Annotated in this window: 18 protein-coding genes; 6 read left to right on the forward strand and 12 right to left on the reverse strand. The window is 66.8% G+C overall.

Annotation, left to right across the window (positions count from 1 at the left end; translation table 11 throughout):
* The first annotated feature begins 92 nt into the window (after positions 1 to 92).
* Together G6N44_RS20870 and G6N44_RS20875 are read left to right on the forward strand one after the other, a co-directional pair.
* Positions 93 to 329, forward strand: a complete 237-nt coding sequence (locus G6N44_RS20870) for a ferredoxin (RefSeq protein ID WP_163667066.1) — start codon at positions 93 to 95, stop codon at positions 327 to 329.
* A gap of 3 nt (positions 330 to 332) precedes the next feature.
* Positions 333 to 1,616 (forward strand): cytochrome P450, encoded by a 1,284-nt coding sequence (locus G6N44_RS20875; protein WP_163667069.1) that lies wholly within the window; start codon positions 333 to 335, stop codon positions 1,614 to 1,616.
* On the opposite strand, the gene G6N44_RS20880 is transcribed toward G6N44_RS20875, so the two are convergent.
* From G6N44_RS20880 to G6N44_RS20900, 5 genes are read right to left on the reverse strand one after another with little or no spacing between them, the layout of a single operon-like run.
* Positions 1,584 to 1,940, reverse strand: a complete 357-nt coding sequence (locus tag G6N44_RS20880; protein WP_163667071.1) for an ankyrin repeat domain-containing protein — start codon at positions 1,938 to 1,940, stop codon at positions 1,584 to 1,586. The two genes, G6N44_RS20875 and G6N44_RS20880, sit on opposite strands and share 33 nt — an antisense overlap.
* 45 nt (positions 1,941 to 1,985) lie before the next feature.
* Positions 1,986 to 3,386, reverse strand: a complete 1,401-nt coding sequence (locus G6N44_RS20885) for an aldehyde dehydrogenase family protein (RefSeq protein WP_235682828.1) — start codon at positions 3,384 to 3,386, stop codon at positions 1,986 to 1,988.
* On the reverse strand, positions 3,368 to 4,165 hold the full coding sequence (locus G6N44_RS20890; protein WP_163667074.1) for a carboxymuconolactone decarboxylase family protein: 798 nt from the start codon (positions 4,163 to 4,165) through the stop codon (positions 3,368 to 3,370). Before G6N44_RS20890 ends, G6N44_RS20885 begins: the two co-directional genes overlap by 19 nt.
* Positions 4,162 to 4,962 (reverse strand): mycofactocin-coupled SDR family oxidoreductase, encoded by an 801-nt coding sequence (locus tag G6N44_RS20895; protein WP_179964424.1) that lies wholly within the window; start codon positions 4,960 to 4,962, stop codon positions 4,162 to 4,164. The genes G6N44_RS20890 and G6N44_RS20895 overlap by 4 nt, the downstream gene beginning before the upstream one ends.
* Positions 4,962 to 5,792, reverse strand: coding sequence for a mycofactocin-coupled SDR family oxidoreductase (locus G6N44_RS20900; protein WP_163667077.1), 831 nt, complete (start codon positions 5,790 to 5,792; stop codon positions 4,962 to 4,964). The genes G6N44_RS20895 and G6N44_RS20900 overlap by 1 nt, the downstream gene beginning before the upstream one ends.
* An 86-nt stretch (positions 5,793 to 5,878) precedes the next feature.
* Between G6N44_RS20900 and G6N44_RS20905 the strand changes: the two genes are divergently transcribed.
* A complete protein-coding gene (locus tag G6N44_RS20905; RefSeq protein ID WP_163667080.1) occupies positions 5,879 to 6,439 on the forward strand; it encodes a TetR/AcrR family transcriptional regulator in 561 nt (186 codons plus the stop codon).
* Here G6N44_RS20905 and G6N44_RS20910 read toward each other — a convergent pair.
* On the reverse strand, positions 6,436 to 7,206 hold the full coding sequence (locus G6N44_RS20910; protein WP_163667082.1) for an alpha/beta fold hydrolase: 771 nt from the start codon (positions 7,204 to 7,206) through the stop codon (positions 6,436 to 6,438). The two genes, G6N44_RS20905 and G6N44_RS20910, sit on opposite strands and share 4 nt — an antisense overlap.
* Before the next feature lie 53 nt (positions 7,207 to 7,259).
* Positions 7,260 to 8,033 carry an IclR family transcriptional regulator gene (locus G6N44_RS20915; protein ID WP_163667085.1) on the reverse strand — a complete coding sequence of 258 codons (774 nt, stop codon included), beginning with the start codon at positions 8,031 to 8,033 and terminating at the stop codon, positions 7,260 to 7,262.
* Between the two features lie 161 nt (positions 8,034 to 8,194).
* On the opposite strand from G6N44_RS20915, the gene G6N44_RS20920 reads away from it, so the two are divergent.
* Genes G6N44_RS20920 through G6N44_RS20930 form a run of 3 tightly spaced genes read left to right on the forward strand, consistent with a single transcriptional unit; the run spans position 8,195 to position 11,016 of the window.
* Positions 8,195 to 8,962, forward strand: a complete 768-nt coding sequence (locus G6N44_RS20920) for a CoA transferase subunit A (protein WP_163667088.1) — start codon at positions 8,195 to 8,197, stop codon at positions 8,960 to 8,962.
* Complete coding sequence (locus tag G6N44_RS20925; RefSeq protein ID WP_163667091.1) at positions 8,959 to 9,615, forward strand: 3-oxoacid CoA-transferase subunit B; 657 nt, start codon at positions 8,959 to 8,961, stop codon at positions 9,613 to 9,615. Before G6N44_RS20920 ends, G6N44_RS20925 begins: the two co-directional genes overlap by 4 nt.
* 39 nt (positions 9,616 to 9,654) lie before the next feature.
* Positions 9,655 to 11,016, forward strand: coding sequence for an MFS transporter (locus G6N44_RS20930; protein WP_163667094.1), 1,362 nt, complete (start codon positions 9,655 to 9,657; stop codon positions 11,014 to 11,016).
* Here the strand turns inward: G6N44_RS20930 and G6N44_RS20935 are convergent.
* From G6N44_RS20935 to fadD3, 5 genes are read right to left on the reverse strand one after another with little or no spacing between them, the layout of a single operon-like run.
* Complete coding sequence (locus tag G6N44_RS20935; protein WP_163667097.1) at positions 11,013 to 12,170, reverse strand: pyridoxal phosphate-dependent aminotransferase; 1,158 nt, start codon at positions 12,168 to 12,170, stop codon at positions 11,013 to 11,015. The two genes, G6N44_RS20930 and G6N44_RS20935, sit on opposite strands and share 4 nt — an antisense overlap.
* Before the next feature lie 10 nt (positions 12,171 to 12,180).
* The gene (ipdE2, locus tag G6N44_RS20940) at positions 12,181 to 13,116 is read right to left on the reverse strand and encodes an acyl-CoA dehydrogenase IpdE2 (protein WP_163667099.1); all 936 of its coding nucleotides are present in this window, start codon (positions 13,114 to 13,116) and stop codon (positions 12,181 to 12,183) included.
* Complete coding sequence (locus tag G6N44_RS20945) at positions 13,113 to 14,069, reverse strand: acyl-CoA dehydrogenase family protein (RefSeq protein ID WP_163667100.1); 957 nt, start codon at positions 14,067 to 14,069, stop codon at positions 13,113 to 13,115. The genes ipdE2 and G6N44_RS20945 overlap by 4 nt, the downstream gene beginning before the upstream one ends.
* A complete protein-coding gene (locus G6N44_RS20950) occupies positions 14,066 to 15,196 on the reverse strand; it encodes an acyl-CoA dehydrogenase family protein (RefSeq protein WP_163667103.1) in 1,131 nt (376 codons plus the stop codon). The genes G6N44_RS20945 and G6N44_RS20950 overlap by 4 nt, the downstream gene beginning before the upstream one ends.
* Positions 15,187 to 16,755 (reverse strand): 3-((3aS,4S,7aS)-7a-methyl-1,5-dioxo-octahydro-1H-inden-4-yl)propanoate--CoA ligase FadD3, encoded by a 1,569-nt coding sequence (gene fadD3 / locus G6N44_RS20955; RefSeq protein ID WP_163667106.1) that lies wholly within the window; start codon positions 16,753 to 16,755, stop codon positions 15,187 to 15,189. The genes G6N44_RS20950 and fadD3 overlap by 10 nt, the downstream gene beginning before the upstream one ends.
* Positions 16,756 to 16,783: the final 28 nt, after the last annotated feature.

Consider the following 16,783-nt stretch of genomic DNA (forward strand, 5'->3'; position numbering starts at 1 on the left):
GTGAGATCCTTGACCGCCGAAGGCCGGGGGTGGTAAGCATGAGCCATCCTAACGATTTGATCGATTGATCAAATCTAGAACTGAGGAATCAGATGCCCGAAGATTTGACCACAGCCCGGGTCCGGGTGGACGCCGACCTGTGTGAGGGCCATGCACTGTGCATCCAGCTCGCCCCCGAGGTGTTCGACCTGTCCGACGACGAGGTGGCCGGCGCCGCCGAGGCGGAGGGACCGTGGGATCGAGACACCTGGGACAACGTCAAATCCGCCGTCGACGCCTGTCCGCGCCAGGCGATCAGCCTGCTCGACATCAGCACGAAAGGCCAGTGAGCCATGACCGATTTCGCCTCCGTCGACTACTTCGCCGACCCGGCCGTCGCCCAGGATCCGTACGAGTACTACGAATATCTGCGTAGCAACGGGCCGGTGTTCGCCGAACCGCATCACGGTGTGGTGGCAGTGACCGGCTACCAGGAAGTCATGGCGGCCTTCAAGGACCATGGGTCGTTCTCAGCCGTGAACGCGATCGGCGGCCTGTTCCCGCCGCTGCCGTTCGAGCCCGAGGGTGACGACATCAGCGAGCAGATCGAGGCGCACCGCCATCTGTTCCCGATCCACGAGCACATGGTGGTGATGGACCCGCCGCAGCATGAGCGGGCCCGCTCGCTGCTGAGCAGGCTGCTCACGCCTCGTCGGCTCAAGGAGAACGAGGACTACATGTGGCAGCTGGTCGACCACCAGCTCGACCAGTTCATCGAGAACGGGAAATGCGAGTTCCTCTCGGAGTACGCCAAACCCTTCGCCACTTCGGCGATCATCGATCTCTTGGGGGTCCCCGAGCAAGATCGCCCCGAATTCCTTGCCGCACTTGGTGCCGAGCGGCCTGACGGCAACCGGGTCGGGGCACTCGACGGCGAGCCGGTGGGCCTCGACCCGCTGCAGTACCTGGACGACAAGTTCGCCGGGTACCTCGCCGAGCGCCGGCGAGAGCCCCGTGGTGATGTGCTCTCCGGCATGGCCACCGCCACCTACCCCGACGGCTCGACGCCGGAACTCCTGGAGGTCGTCAAGCCGGCCACCTTCCTGTTCGCCGCCGGGCAGGAGACCGTCACCAAGCTGCTCACCGCCGCGGTGCAGACGCTGGGGGACCACCCCGAATACCAGCAGATGCTGCGTGAGAACCCCGACCGCATCCCGACTTTCATCGAGGAAGCGCTGCGGATGCATTCGCCGACGAAGATCGATTTCCGGCTGGTCCGTAAGACCACCACGCTCGGCGGCGTCCATCTGAAGGCGGGGACCATCGTGATGCTGTGCCTCGGCGCGGCCAACCGCGATCCCCGAAAGTTCGATGATCCCCACGTGTTCCGCCCGGATCGCAAGAACGTCCGCGAGCACATCGCCTTCGGGCGCGGCATCCACACGTGCGCCGGCGCCCCGTTGGCGCGGGTGGAAGGACAGATTACCGTCCGACGCCTGCTGGATCGCATGCGTGACATCACCATCGACGAGTCGGCACACGGCCCGGCCGGGCAGCGGAACTACGCCTACGAGCCGACGTTCCTGCTGCGGGGTCTCACTGAACTACACATCACGTTTACCCCGGCGAAAGGCTAGCCGCGGTACCCGTACTGGGTCATGATGTCGCGCAGTTCGGTGTCTCCGAAGGGGGCAATGAATCTCAGCACCGCCGGCCGCCATCAGCAGCGCCACGATGTCGGCACGTTTCCCGTTGGTGTTGCGGACCGCCGGATACAGCGGTGTGTGGCGGTCTTCGGCTACGGCATTCACGTCGGCGCCGGCGTCGAGCAGGATCTTCACGACGTCGACGCTGTCGCTCTGCGCAGCGAAGTGCAGCGGCGTCATCCCGACGTTGTCGACCGGGTTGGGGTCGGCGCCCAGGCCCAGCAGCCGGGTGGTGTTCTCGACGCGAAAATGCATTGCCGATCCGGAAGTTCTCGTCCTGAACTTCACCGGCAAACCGTATCAACGCACGGCGATACGGACGTTCTTCACCTGCTGGAACTCGTTGAGTCCCTCGATACCGCCGGTGCGTCCCGAACCGCTCTGCTTGTAACCGCCGTAGGGACCCTGTGGTGAGATGTCGCTGAACTGGTTGATCCAAACCGACCCGGATTCCAGCTGCCGGGCCACCCGGTGCGCACGGTTGAGATCCGTCGTCTGGACGAAGGCGTTGAGGCCGTACGGGGTGTCATTGGCGATCCGTACCGCGTCCTCTTCGTCGCTGAACCGCATCACCGATACCACCGGGCCGAAGGTCTCCAGCTGCGCGAGTTCCGAGGCGTTGTCCACGCCGCCGAATACCGTCGGCTCGACGTAGTAGCCCTCGGCGAGGTCGCCTCCGATCCGTTTGCCGCCTAACAGCAGTTCACCCGCGCCGCTGGATAATGCGGTGTCGACGGCTGACAGGATCCGGTCGGCCGCGGCCTCGCTGATCACCGGACCGAACGTCGTCGCGGGATCCATCGGGTCACCGATGCGGGCTGCGCTGACGACGCCGAGGAACTTCTCCAGGAATTCGTCGTAAACGGCATCGTGGACGAGTATCCGGCTCGCACACGCACAGCTCTGCCCGGCCTGCATGAGCGGGCCCTGATGTGCCGACAGCGTGGCGGCGAGGTCGAGATCGGCGTCGGCGAAGATGAGGTTGGCTGATTTGCCACCCAACTCGGTGACCACCGGGGTGAGATTCGTTGCGGCGGACCGTAATACCTTCCGTGCCGTCGCGCCTCCGCCGGTGAAGGCGATCTTGCCGATGCGGGGATGACGGACCAGGGCGTCGCCGCCCTCGGCGTCAGAGGGGACGACGGTCACCAGTCCCTCGGGTAGCCCCGCCTCGACGCACAGTTCACCGAAACGCAGCGCCGCGAACGGTGCGAGCTCCGAAGGCTTTAGGACGACGGCATTGCCGGCGGCCAGGGCCGGGGCAACGCACGATCCGGTGACGACCAGAGAGCCGTTCCAGGGAGTGATTACCCCGACGACGCCGTATGGCTCGCGCTCGACGAGATTGATGTCGAACGACCCGTTGACCGGGGTCGTCACTCCGTGTGGCTTGTCGGTGTAGCCCGCGAAATGCCGCAGGAACCGTTCGAGAAGCATTGCGGTGCCGGCGAACGAGATCGGCACCGCGTAGTCGGCCACATTGAGTTTCGCGAGTTCGTCAAGGTGCTCGTGCACCACGTCAGCCAGGCCGATCAGCAGGTCCCGACGCCGGTCGACGGTCAGCGAGACCCACTCCCGCTGCGCTTTCGCCGAGGCCTGGACCGCGTCGTCGATCTCGGCGGCACCGGCCAGGTCCACCGTCCCATTCGGCTGGCCGGTCGCCGGGTAGATGTGCTCGAAGATCACGCTTCGGCTTCCCATTCCTGCAACACCCGCTGCTTCTGCTCTCCGATCACCTGGTTCAGGTGCGAGGCCTTGGGCCATCCGTAATAGGCCGCGAAATGCAATGCCAGTTCGTCCATTTCCTTGAAAGACACGTCGCGACTCTTGAGCGCGGCGTAGACGTGGCTGACGATTGGAATGGGCGCGTCCTGAAACGCCACACAGGCCACCGTTACCAGTCGACGTTCCTTCATCCCGAGTCCGGGGCGCAACCACATCTCCCCGAAGACGAAGTTGAGGATGCCGGCACCTGAGAAGGGATTGTCCCGAATCGGCGTGTATGGCATGCAGTTGACGTCCCGGAAGGACTGCTCGCCGCAGGCCAAGCGGTCCTCTGGATCACTCGGTGTGGTCAGCGGCAGGAGCGGACTCGGTGCCGGCGGCGTGAGACCGCGTTCGTGGTGAATGCGCTCCCATTGCTCGTCCACCACGCCGTTGAACCTCGAGGCCTTGGGCCAGCCGGCGTACACCGCGAAATGCAGGACGGTTTCCCGCATTTCGACGATGGAGACATCGCCGCTGTTGAGTGCGGCGTACACGTGGTCGCGCAACGGCCCGTCGGCATCGGCCGCCGCGACGCACGGCAGCGTGACGAATCGCCGATCCCGGCGGCTCAAGGCGGCCCGCGGCCATACCTCGGCGAACACGAAGTCGATCAGGTTCGCGGTCGCCGGGGAATCGTCGGAAGGCGCCGCGAACGTCATCACCTCGGCGAACTCGCGCCTGCCCCGCTCGGCGCGGGTATCGGAGGCGGTCATCGGATCGTCGCCCCGGCGTCGACCTTGAACTCCAGCCCGGTGACGTGGCGGGCTTCATCGGAGATCAGGAACAGCACCGCATTGCTGATGTCCAGCGCGTCGGTCATCTGGATCGGCAGCGCATTCTGGAAGATCGCCCCCAGGTCTTGACGGGTCTCATGGATCAGGGTGTGCAGGGTGTCGGGCCGCAGTCCGGTGGCGACCCCGGTGGGATGCACAGTGTTGACCCGGACATTCACCGCGGCAAGCTCATTGGCCAGGGCACGGCTGAGGCCGACCACGCCGTGTTTGGATGCCGTGTAGGGCGTGTGCAGCGGTGAGCCCTTGATCCCCGCCACCGAACTGACATTGATCAGGCTGCCGCCGCGTTCCACCAGATGCGGCAGTGCGGCCGCGCAGGTGTTCCAGGTGCCGATCAGGTTCACGTCCACGACGGTGCGCCATTGCTCCGCGGTGGTGGTGTCCCACGTGCCCGCGGTCAGAACCCCGGCGTTGGCGACCGAGGCCTCCAGGCCGCCCAGCTTCTCGACTCCGTCGGCCACCGCGGCGCTCAACGCCCCGCCGTCACGGACGTCGACCACATAGGGCAGCGCCTGACGGCCGAGTTCGGTAACCAGACGGGCGGTTTCGTCCAGCTCATCGCGGGTGGCCAACGGATATTCGACCTCGGGCAACGATTCGCAGATGTCGACGAGGATCACGTCGGCGCCCTCCTCGGCGAGACGTACCGCGTGGCTTCGGCCCATGCCGCGTGCTGCGCCGGTGATCAGCACGCGCTTGCCGCTGACGCGCCCCATCAGAGTTTGTTGGTGAAGCCGGCGTCGACGGGGAGGGTGACCCCGGTGACGTATTTGGCAGCGTCGGAGACCAGGTAGCTGATCGTCGCGCTGATGTCCTCGGGCTCGAGCAATGAGACCGGCATCGGGTTCTGCAGGTGCGGACCGCCGTCGGGGTAGTTCTCCAGGAAGGCCGTCATGGCCGGGTTGACGGCCATCATGGTGTTCACCGCGGTGGGGTGCACGGTGTTGACCCGGATGCTGTGCGGGGCAAGGGCATTGGACAGAGTGCGCATCAGTCCGACGATGCCGTGCTTTGACGCCGCATAGCCCAGGCCGCCGCCCTGCATGCCGCCGAAGCCGCGCAGTCCGGCCGTGGAACTCGTGAACACGATCGACCCGCCTCGCCCGCCTGCGATGAGGTGGGGAATGGCGGCCTTGGCGGTGTGGAACGAGCCGACCAGGTTGACGCCGACCGCATCGGACCACATCTCGAGGTCTTCTTCGATGGTCACCTCACGAAACGCGGTGGGGGCGACGCCGGCATTGGCGAGCACGATGTCCAGCCGCCCGAACTGCTCGACCCCCGCATCGAGTGCGCTCTTGACGGCGTGGAAGTCGCGGACGTCGGCGACCGAACCGAGCATCTTGCCGCCGGCCGCTTCGACCAGGGCGACGGTCTCGTCGAGCTCGTCGCGGCTGGCCATCGGGTACGGGTTGGATGCGATATCCGCGCAGATGTCGATGCCGATGACGGCGGCGCCTTCACTGGCAAGCGCTACCGCATGGCTGCGGCCTTGACCTCGGGCTACCCCGGTGATGAAGGCGACTTTTCCGTCCAGATTCCCCATTGATCCTCGCTTCGCTCGAATGGGTGTAACCGTGTTACAGCGGTACGGTAACGTGGTTACTCTCCGGCGGCAAGGGTGTTCTCGAAGTGGCAGATGAGCGTGATCGGATCCTCGGCATCGTCGTGGAGATCCTCGAGTCCGAGGGCTATGAGGCCGTGCAACTGCGCGAGGTGGCGCGCCGGGCCAAGACCTCGCTGGCCACGATCTACAAGCGCTACTCCACCCGCGACGAGCTGATCCTGGCCGCGCTCGACTCCTGGATGGCGGAGAACCGGTATTCGGGAGTGGCCGGTCAGACGCGCGGGCCGGAGGAGTCGCTGTACGAGGCGCTGATGCGGATGTTCCGCATCATCTTCGAACCCTGGGAGAAGCACCCCGACATGCTCAGGGCCTACTCGCGGGCCCGGGCGGCGCCGGGTGGGGACCGACTGGTGCGCCGCGGCCTCGACGCCGTGGTGCCTGCTGGCTTGTCCATCCTGTCCGGGGTCGACGAGACCTTCGTCCACGATCTCGACAACATCGTGACGAGTCTGGTGTTCGGACTGGTCGGCCGCTTCACCGCAGGCGAGATCGACATCACCGAGATCCTGCCCAGCCTGGACCGGACCGTCTACTGGCTCACCGCGGGCTACGACGCGGGACGTTAGCGGATCTGCCCGTCGAGGAATTCGACGATGTCCGCAGCGACCTCGCGGTGCGCGGACTCATTGAGGATGTCGTGACGGCCGCCGTCAAACTCCTTGAACTGCAGCGGTTCTATCTGTTCGGCATAGGCCCTCACCGCACCGGCCGGGGCGATGACGTCGGCCGATCCGTGCAGGGCCAGGGTCGGCACGGTGAGTTTGGGCAGCTCGGCGCCGAACCGGTCCCAGGCCCGGTCCAGCTCGCGGGTGAGCGCAGCCCCGTCGGCGTCGACGAAGGCCAGCGGGTCGTTCTCCAGGCTGTCGAGGTAGAACGGATCGGACGAGAGCCAGTTCGGATCCAGGTCCAATGAGGTGTTCGTGTCGAGCATTTCGGGGATCGGAACCAGCGGGGCGCCGGAGATGACGCCGGCCCGGTACCGGGCCGGTTCACCGAGTAGTCGGAACAGGGTCACCACCGAGCCGAATGAATGTCCTTGTGCCACCAGTGGTATGCCCGGAGTCTCCTGCTCGGCGAGTGCCGTCAGTGCCTCGGCCAGCGACGAACTGTCCTCGATGCTGCCGAAATCCCCTCGGGTTCCCGGGGTCAGGCCGTGCCCGAACTGGTCGACCGCCCACAGGTCGATGCCCGCAGCATTGAGCGCGAAACCGTAGCGGTGGTAGACGCCGGTGTGTTCACCGAATCCGTGCAGGAAGATGACGGCTGCGCGGGGTTCGGGTGTGGCCCAGTGCCGGCAGTAGGCCCGACCGCGACCGTGCTCGATGAATGGCATCCCCCCACTGCAGCAACATCAGGGGCGGTTCGCAAGCAATCAGCCGATACCGGCTACCGCTTGCGCTTGAGGCGTTGGCCGAGAGTGTGCGCAGCAAGCAACAGCGCCTCCCCGAGGGCAGCCTGGCGTTGCGCCCCGAAACGTATCTCCACGCCGGTCAGGCTCAACGCCCACATGGGCTGGCCCAGCTCGTTGAACACCGCCGCGCCGATGCCCCAACTGCCCTCGACGACCAGGCCCGGGTTGACCGAATACCCTTTGAGCCTGGTCTGCTGGATCCGGCGTCGAAGCTGGGCGGCCGAATGCGTTTCGCCCCAATCCGCGGTCAGATCGACCCGATCGAGATACGCCGCGATTTCCGGATCGGACAGGTGGGCAAGCATGACGATTCCCGCCGACGCGACACCCAGCGGGAACCTCTTGCCCGGATGTAGCACGTGGGAGCGCAGGGGAAAGCTGCCTTCTTCGGCGCTGACGCAGACCGATTCGTCACCGCGCCGGGCAGACAGGAAGGCGCTCTCCCCGGTGTCCCGGGTCAGGGCGCGGAGGATGTCGGTGGCCAGCGGTGCCGCGTCGTACCGGGCGGCCGCCACCGAGCCCAGTAGATAGACCTCCGGGCCCAGAAACCACAACCCGGAGTCGGCCGCCCGGTCGACAAGGCCTTCGCCGGCCATCGCGGTCAGCATGCGGTGCGCCGTCGCGCGCGGCATGTTCGTCGAGCGCGCGAGCTCGGTCGTGGTGACTCCGTCCGAGCGGGCATCGGCGAGCCCGCGCAGGATCGCCGCAGCCCGCGTGATCACCGGCGTGCCGGATCCACCTTCAGCCACAACTACAGACTGTAGCGTCCACTCAGTGGACGCCACTGCCGTTCCGTGTCACCTGAGCGGACAGAACACCATCATTGACCGGCAGGGGCTTGCGTTGAGCAGTTGATGATGATGTTCTCGCCTAGGCAAGCGACCCACAGACAGACGTAGGAGCATGGAGTATGGCCGGTAAGAAGGTGGCTGACGTCCACGAGGCGGTCGCCGACATCGGCGCCGGCGCCTCGCTGGCCGTCGGAGGATTTGGACTCTGCGGCATCCCCGACAGCCTGATCCAGGCGGTGGCTGATTCCGGCGTCGGAGATCTTTCGGTGTTCTCCAACAACTGTGGTGTCGACGGTGAAGGTCTCGGTGTGCTGCTGGGCCTCGGGCGCATCCGACGCGTGACGGCGTCCTACGTCGGGGAGAACAAGGAATTCGCGCGGCAGTACCTGGCCGGCGAGCTTGAGGTCGAGCTGACGCCGCAGGGCACACTCGCCGAGCGGTTGCGCGCCGGTGGGGCCGGTATCCCGGCGTTCTACACGCCGGCCGGGGTGGGCACGCTGGTCGCCGACGGCGGGCTGCCGTGGCGGTACACGGCCGATGGTTCTGTCGCGGTCGCCTCGCCTCCCAAGGAGACCCGGGAGTTCAACGGCCGGCGCTACGTCATGGAAACCGGTATCAACGCCGACTTCGCCCTCGTGCACGCCGCCGTCGGTGACACCCACGGCAACCTGGTGTTCGACAAGACCGCGATGAACTTCAACCCGCTGGTCGCGATGGCCGGCCGGATCACCATCGCCCAGGTCGAAAAGCTGGTCGAGCCAGGCGAACTGGACCCGGAAGCGGTTCACCTACCGGGTGTGTTCGTGCAGCGGGTCGTCGAGACCGGACCGCAGAAGCAGCGTATCGAGAAGCGCACCGTGCGCGAGGAGACGGAGGTGTCCGCATGACCGGTTCGGTGATCACCAAAGGTTGGAACCGTGCGCAGATGGCCGCCCGGGCCGCACGCGAACTGTCCGACGGTCAGTACGTCAACCTCGGAATCGGCCTCCCGACACTGATTCCCGGCTACCTGGACCCCGACGTCCATGTCACGCTGCACTCGGAGAACGGGATCCTCGGCACGGGCCCGTACCCGACCGCCGATCAGATCGACGCCAACCTCATCAACGCGGGCAAGGAAACCGTGACGGTGCTCCCCGGGGCCGCATTCTTCGATTCGGCGCTGTCCTTCGGGATGATCCGCGGCGGCCACATCGACGTCGCGGTCCTCGGCGGCATGCAGGTGTCGCGCTTCGGTGACCTGGCGAACTGGATGGTGCCCGGGAAGATGGTCAAGGGCATGGGTGGGGCGATGGACCTCGTCCACGGCGCAGGCCGGGTCATCGTCCTGATGGAACACGTCGACAAGTCGGGGCAGCCGAAGATCGTCGAAAGCTGCACGCTGCCGTTGACCGGAGAACGCGTCGTCCACCGGATCATCACCGATCTGGCCGTCATCGACATCTCCGACGACGGCACGCTGACCCTGGTAGAAGCCGCTCCGGGCCTCACCTTCGACGAGGTTCAGGCTGCCACCGGCGCAGTGCTGATTCAGGGTTAGCCCACCGCGGGGTTGCACCGGCCTGCATACTCACACACCATGTGTGCTGCCGATCGCGATGCCACCGTGGGCCTCTCACCAACCTCCGGCCTGAAACGCGTCGTCATCGCGTCGATGGCCGGCACGGTGGTCGAGTGGTACGAGTTCTTCCTGTACGGCACGGCTGCGACGCTGGTTTTCAGCAAGGTGTTCTTCGCGCAGTCCGGTAGCGACCTCGACGCGATCCTGGCGGCGTTCGTCACGTACGCCGTCGGGTTCGTGGCGCGGCCGTTGGGCGGCATCGTGTTCGGCCACTTCGGCGACAAGTACGGCCGCAAGAAGCTGCTGCAGTTCTCGCTGCTGCTCGTCGGTGTCGCGACCTTCCTGATGGGTTGTCTGCCGACGTACGGGCAGATCGGATCCTGGGCGCCCACCCTGCTGGTGGTGCTGCGCTTCCTCCAGGGGTTCGCCGTCGGTGGCGAATGGGGTGGGGCGGTGCTCCTGGTGGCCGAGCACAGTCCCGACCGCAGCCGGGGTTTCTGGGCGAGTTGGCCGCAGGCCGGTGTTCCCGTCGGCAACATGCTGGCCACCGTCGTGCTGCTGGTGCTGACCAGCACCCTGTCGGACGCAGATTTCCTGTCCTGGGGCTGGCGGGTCGCGTTCTGGCTGTCGGCGGTAGTGGTGCTCATCGGCTACTACATCCGCACCAAGGTCACCGATGCGCCGATCTTCGTTGCGGCGCAACAGGAAGCAGAGCAGATCAAGGCGTCGTCGTTCAGCGCCGTGGAAGTGCTGCGACGCTACCCGCGCGGGGTGGTGACCGCGATGGGTCTGCGCTTCGCCGAGAACATCATGTACTACCTGGTCGTCACCTTCTCGATCACGTACCTGAAGGTGCAGGCGCACGCCGACACCGGCGCGATCCTGCGCTGGCTGTTGGTCGCCCATGCCGTGCACCTGGTGGCCATCCCGCTGGTCGGAAGATTGTCGGATCGCATCGGCAGGCGTCCGGTGTACCTGATCGGCACGGTCGCCACCGGCACCTGGGGGTTTTTCGCGTTCCCGATGATGGACAGCACCAACCACCTGGTGATCATGTCGGCCGTGGTGATCGGCCTACTGTTCCACGCCTTCATGTACGCCCCGCAGCCGGCGATGATGTCGGAGATGTTCCCCACCAGGATGCGTTATTCCGGTGTCTCCCTTGGCTATCAGGTGACCGCGATCGTCGCGGGATCGCTGGCGCCGATCATCGCGGTACGACTGCTGGACGTCTATGGCTCATCGGTGCCGATTGCCATCTACCTGGCCGGGGCCTCGGTGATCACCCTGATCGCGGTCTACTTCGCCAGGGAGACCAAGGGCATCGACCTGGCCGACGTGGACGGTGCCGATCTGAAGGCCGTCGCAGCGTCGAGCTAAGCCAGCCAGGCACCGATCCGGCGCAGAGCTTCTTCGATGTCGCTGGTCGGGCCGGCGAATGACAGCCGGACATACGAGCCGCCGCGCACGGTGTCGAAGTCGATGCCGGGTGCGATGGCGACGCCGGTCTCGGCCAACAGCTTTGAACACCAGGTCAAGGAGTCGTCGGTGTACTGGCTGACGTCGGCGTACACATAGAAGGCGCCGTCGGTCGGGGCCAGCCGATCGATGCCGAGGCCGCGCAGCCCGTCCAGCAGCAGTTGCCGGTTGTCGGCGTAGTGCGACAGCAGGCCCTCGGCCTCGGCCAGCGAGTCCGGGGTGAACGCGGCCACCGCGGCATACTGGGCCAGGGCCGGCGGGCAGATGGTGAAGTTGCCGGTGAGCCGGTCCACCGCCCGCTGCAGTTCGGTGGGCACCAGCAGCCAGCCCAGCCGCCACCCGGTCATCGCGAAATATTTGGAGAAGCTGTTGACCACCACGGCATTCCGCGAGGTCTCCCACGCGCAACTGGTTCTCTGCGCACCGGGATAGACCAGGCCGTGGTAGATCTCATCGCTGATCAACCGCACGCCGCTCTGGTCACACCAGTGGGCGATCGCAGCCAATTCGGCGGGCGGGATCACGGTGCCGGTCGGGTTGGCCGGGCTGGCGATGACCACGCCGGCCACCGGGGGATCCAGCGCCTCGAGCATGGCGACCGTCGGCTGGAACCGAGTCTCGGGGCCGCACGGGATCTCGACCACCTCACACCCCAGCGCGGTCAGGATGTTGCGGTAGCAGGGGTAGCCCGGGCTGGCGATCGCGACCCGATCGCCGGCGTCGAAGCAGGACAGGAAAGTCAGTAGGAATCCGCCCGACGATCCGGTGGTGAGCACCACCTCGTCGACGCTCACCTCGACGTTGTATCTGCGGTACGACGCGGCGATCTCGGCGCGTAGCTCCGGGATGCCGAGTGTGACCGTGTAACCGAGCGGGCCCTGGTTCAGGGCGGCGACGGCGGCGTCGCGCACCGGCGTCGGCGCACCGGCACTGGGCTGCCCGGCCGACAAGTTGACCAGGTCCCCGTGTGTGCGTTGGCGTTCGGCCGCGGCCAGCCACACGTCCATGACGTGGAACGGCGGGATCCCGGCTCGTAGGGCGACGTGGTTGGTCATGTATTGCAGGCTAGAAGACTTCAGCCTCGAGTCGGCGGAGGTGCTCGCGCGGCGGGCCCAGCAGCTGGGCGCTGCCGTGGGCCCGCTTGAAGTACAGCTGGATGTCGCTTTCCCAGGTGATCGCGATGCCGCCGTGCAGCTGGACGGCCTCGGCGGCCACCGCCGACAGCGCCTCGCTGGCGAAGTAGCGGGCCAGCGACGCATTGGCGGGCGACGGGGCGGCGATGGCGTCGTTGACGACGGCACGCGCCGAGGACACCTTGATGTACAGGTCGGCCATCCGGTGCTTGAGCGCCTGGAAACTGCCGATGGCGCGGCCGAACTGCACCCGGTCCTTGGTGTAGGCGACCGTCAGATCGAGGCAGCGCGACGCGGCGCCGATCTGTTCGGCGGCCATCAGCAGGGCTGCGGTGTCGGCCAGGCCGGGATCGGCTCCGAGGACGACGGTGTCACCGGGGATCACCGCGGACAGCCGGCGGGTCAGATCCATGGTGGATTTGGGGGTGGCGGTGAAGGTGGTCCAGCGGGTCAGGTTCTCCCCGTCAGCGGCGATGACGACATCGGCCACGTCACCGTTGATGACGAAGTCGGCATCGAAGGCCACGGTGCCGATGGAGGTGCCTTCGGCCAGGCCTTCGAGCGGTTCGTGATCTTCGACGGCCAGCAGCGCGAGCTCGGCCAGTGTGGTGCCCAGCAGCGGGGTCGGCACCAGGGCCTTGCCGAGCTCTTCGAGAACGGCTGCGGCATCGGCAAGTTCGCCACCGGCGCCGCCGAGCTCCTCGGGGACCACGAGGGCGGCCGCGCCGACCTGCTCGCACAGCAGGCTCCACAGCTTCTCGTCGTAGCCGCGCTCAGATTCCATCGCGGCGCGCACGGCCTCAGGGGAGGCATGCTTGTCCACCAGTGCGGCGACGGTTTCGCGCAGCAGTTGCCGTTCTTCACTCACGAGATGGCCTCCAGCAGTCGACGACGATGTGCGGTCGGATCGCCCCAGGCACTGCGCAACGCCTGCACACGCAGCAGAGACAGGGACAGGTCGTGTTCCTGGGTGAACCCGATGGCGCCGTGGGTCTGCAGCGCCGAGCGGGCGGCCAGCAGCGCCGCATCGGCGGCGGCCACCTTGGCGGCGCTGATGTCACGGGCGGTGTCGGGCGAACCGCTAGCCAGCGACAGGGCAGCGCCGTACACCAGCGGGCGGGCGAGTTCGACGGCGATCAGCACGTCGGCCAGCTTGTGCTTGATGGCCTGGTAGGACCCGATGATCCGGCCGAACTGGGTGCGCTGCTTGGCGTATTCGACCGACTGGTCCAGCATCGACTGGCCCGCACCGACCAGTTGGGCGGCGGTGGCCAGCACACCGAACTCGTAGGCCCGCGCGGTGTCGGCGGCCTGGGTGTCACCGGATGCGGTGACGTCGAACAGCTTTCGGGCCGGGTCGACGGAATCGTGGCCGGCGCCGGCAGTCGCGTCACCGACCTGACCGTCGGCGGCCAGCAGCGTCAATCCCGCGAAATCGGAGTTGACGGCCCGCGGTGCCTGTGGCGGCATGGCGACGGTGGCGATCAGCTCACCGGAGGCCAACGCTCCGGAACGCTCGTCGTTCGCCAGCAGGATCGGTGCGACGGCGATGGACTCGGTCACCGGACCGGGCACTGCCCAGTACCCCAACCGCTCCAGAGCGACGACGAGGTCGACCGGATGGGCTTCGATGCCGTCGTACTTCTCGGGCACCAGCAGCGCGGTGACCCCGAGGTCGGCCAGCTGTGCCCACACCTTGCGGCCCGGACCGGTGTCACCCTCGCCCCAGGCACGCACTGCGGCCGGGACATCAGCGGCGCCCAGCGCCGCGTCGATGCTGGCCGCGAAGTCCCGCTGCTGTTCGTCGATCTCGAAATTCACTTAGGCTCCCGGGGCAGGCCAAGAAGGCGCTCGGCAATGATGTTGCGCTGGATCTCGTTGGTGCCGGCGTAGATCGGGCCGCCGAGCGCGAACAGCAGCCCCTCGGTCCAGTGGTCAACCAGCTCGGCGTCGGGTCCCTGCAGGTCCAGGGCGGTCTGGTGCAGTGCCACATCCAGGTCGGACCAGAACACCTTGGTCACCGAGGACTCGGCACCCAGTTCACCGCCGTTGGCCAGGCGGGTCACGGTGCCGAAGGTGTGCAGCCGGTAGGCCTGGGCCTTGATCCAGGCGTCGGCAACCCGGTCGGTGAACACCGGATCGGGGTTGGACTTCCATTGCTCGACAAGGCGTTCGGCCGGCGCCATGAAGCGTGCCGGGCTGCGCAGCGACATGCCGCGCTCGTTGCTCGACGTGCTCATCGCTGCGCGCCAGCCCTCGTGCACGCCGCCGATCACGTCGTTGTCGGGCACGAACACGTCGTCGAGGAAGATCTCGCCGAAACCGGTGTCGCCGCCGAGCTGGGCGATCGGGCGGACGGTGATCCCGGGAGCCTTGAGGTCGAACATGAAGTAGGTCAGACCCTTGTGGCGCTGTGCCTCCGGGTCGGAGCGGAACAGGCCGAAGCCGCGCTCACCGAAGGGCGCGCGTGAGCTCCAGATCTTCTGCCCGTTGAGCTTCCAGCCGCCGTCGACCTTGGTGGCCGTCGAGCGCAGCGAGGCCAGGTCGCTTCCCGACTCGGGCTCGGACCAGGCCTGCGCCCAGATCTCCTCGCCGCTGGCCATCTTCGGCAGCACGCGCTGGAGCTGCTCTTCGGTGCCGTGGGCGAACAGCGTCGGCGCCAGCATGGCGGTGCCGTTGGCGCTGGCCCGGCCGGGAGCGCCGGCGTGGAAGTACTCCTCCTCGAACACCACCCACTGCAGCAAGGTGGCGTCGCGGCCGCCGTAGGACTTGGGCCAGGCGATCACCGACAGTCCGGCGTCGAAAAGCACCTTGTCCCAGCGGCGGTGCTGTTCGAAACCCTCAAGGGTGTCGTATGACTTCGTCGGGAACCAATCCCGATTGGCCGTCAGGAATTCACGGACCTCGGCCCGAAAGGCCTCGGTCTCGTCGTCGAATGTCAGGTCCATTGCACCCCTTCTCGGGTCCCTCTGCTGCGCAGCACCGGTTTGATCACCTTGCCGCCCGGATTTCGCGGCAGCACATCCAGAAACTCAACTGATCGCGGCGCCTTGAAGTTCGCCAGATGCTCACGTGCGTAAGCGATCACGGCCGCCTCGTCGAGCGTCACGCCCGGCTTGAGCACCACGAAGGCCTTGCCGACCTCACCGAGCCGGTCGTCGGGCACACCGATCACCGCCGTCTCGGCGACACCGTCCAACCGGGCCAGCACCTGCTCGATCTCGGCCGGGTACACGTTGAACCCGCCGCTGATGTACATGTCCTTGAGCCGGTCGGTGATGGTCAGGTTGCCGCGGGCGTCGAGCGTCCCGATGTCGCCGGTGTGCAGCCAGCTCTCGGTGTCGATCGCGGCCGCGGTGGCTTCGGGGTCGTCGAGGTAGCCGAGCATGACGTTGGGCCCGCGCAGCAGCACCTCGCCCGAATCAGCGAGGCGCAGTTCGAAATCGGCGATGGGCCTGCCGCAGGTGGTGGCCACGGTGACGGCGTCGTCGTCGGCACTGCACATGGTGCCGAAGCCGGCCGCCTCGGTCAGGCCGTAGGCGGTCAGAACGATGTCGATGTCGAGCTCGGACTGCATCCGCTCGATCAGAACCACCGGGACCACAGCCGCGCCGGTCACCGAGAAGCGCAGCGAGGACAGGTCGTAGTCGGCCCGCGTGGGATGGTCCAGCAGGGTCTGGAAGATCGTCGGCGGGCCGGGCAGCACCGTGATGCGCTGTTCGGCAATGGTTTTCAGCACCTGTTCGGGCTTGAACGTGAGCACTGGGTACAGCGCCGCGCCAGTCTGCAGGCAGGCCAGGATGCCGGCCTTGTAGCCGAAATTGTGGAAGAACGGGTTGATGCACAGGTAGCGGTCGGTGCTCGTGACCTGTCCGCACTCGGCCCAGGCGGCCGATCCGTCGAGCGACTGGCGGTGGGCGCAGCGCACACCCTTGCTGCGTCCGGTGGTGCCGGAGGTGAACAGGATGTCGGAGACGTCGTCGGGCTGCACCGCGGCCGCACGCGCGTCGACCGCTTCCAGGTCAGTGCCCCGGGCGACGAACTCGTCCCAGGTTCCATCCTGTTTCTCGACGGGCACCCGCACGATGTGTCGCAGCGCGGGAAGTGCCTCGCGGTCCAGTTCGGACGCGCGGTCGGAACCGAGGAACTCGCCCGAGGCAATCAGCAACGGGGCCTCGGTGCGGGCCAGGATGTCGGTGGCCTCACTGGCGGTATAGCGGGTGTTCAGCGGCACCATCTCCGCGCCGGCGTAATGCGTGGCCAGGCAGGCCACCACCCAGTGCCAGGTGTTGGGAGACCAGATCGCCACTCGGTCGCCGGGCTCGACACCGAGGTCGATCATCGCCGCGGCGGCCTGGCGTACGTGGGCGCGCAGTTCCGAGTAGGTGAGGCTCTTATGATCGCTGACCAGCGCGTCACGGTCGGAAAACTGCTCGGCAACCCGGTCCAGCACCGCCGGAACGGTGCGGCGATCTTGCCCCGCGAGCGGGTGGTGTGCCCTGGCCATCGACTCCCCTAACAAAGCAAGTGCTTGG

It is taken from the genome of Mycolicibacterium alvei, from assembly GCF_010727325.1.
Lineage (GTDB): Bacteria > Actinomycetota > Actinomycetes > Mycobacteriales > Mycobacteriaceae > Mycobacterium > Mycobacterium alvei.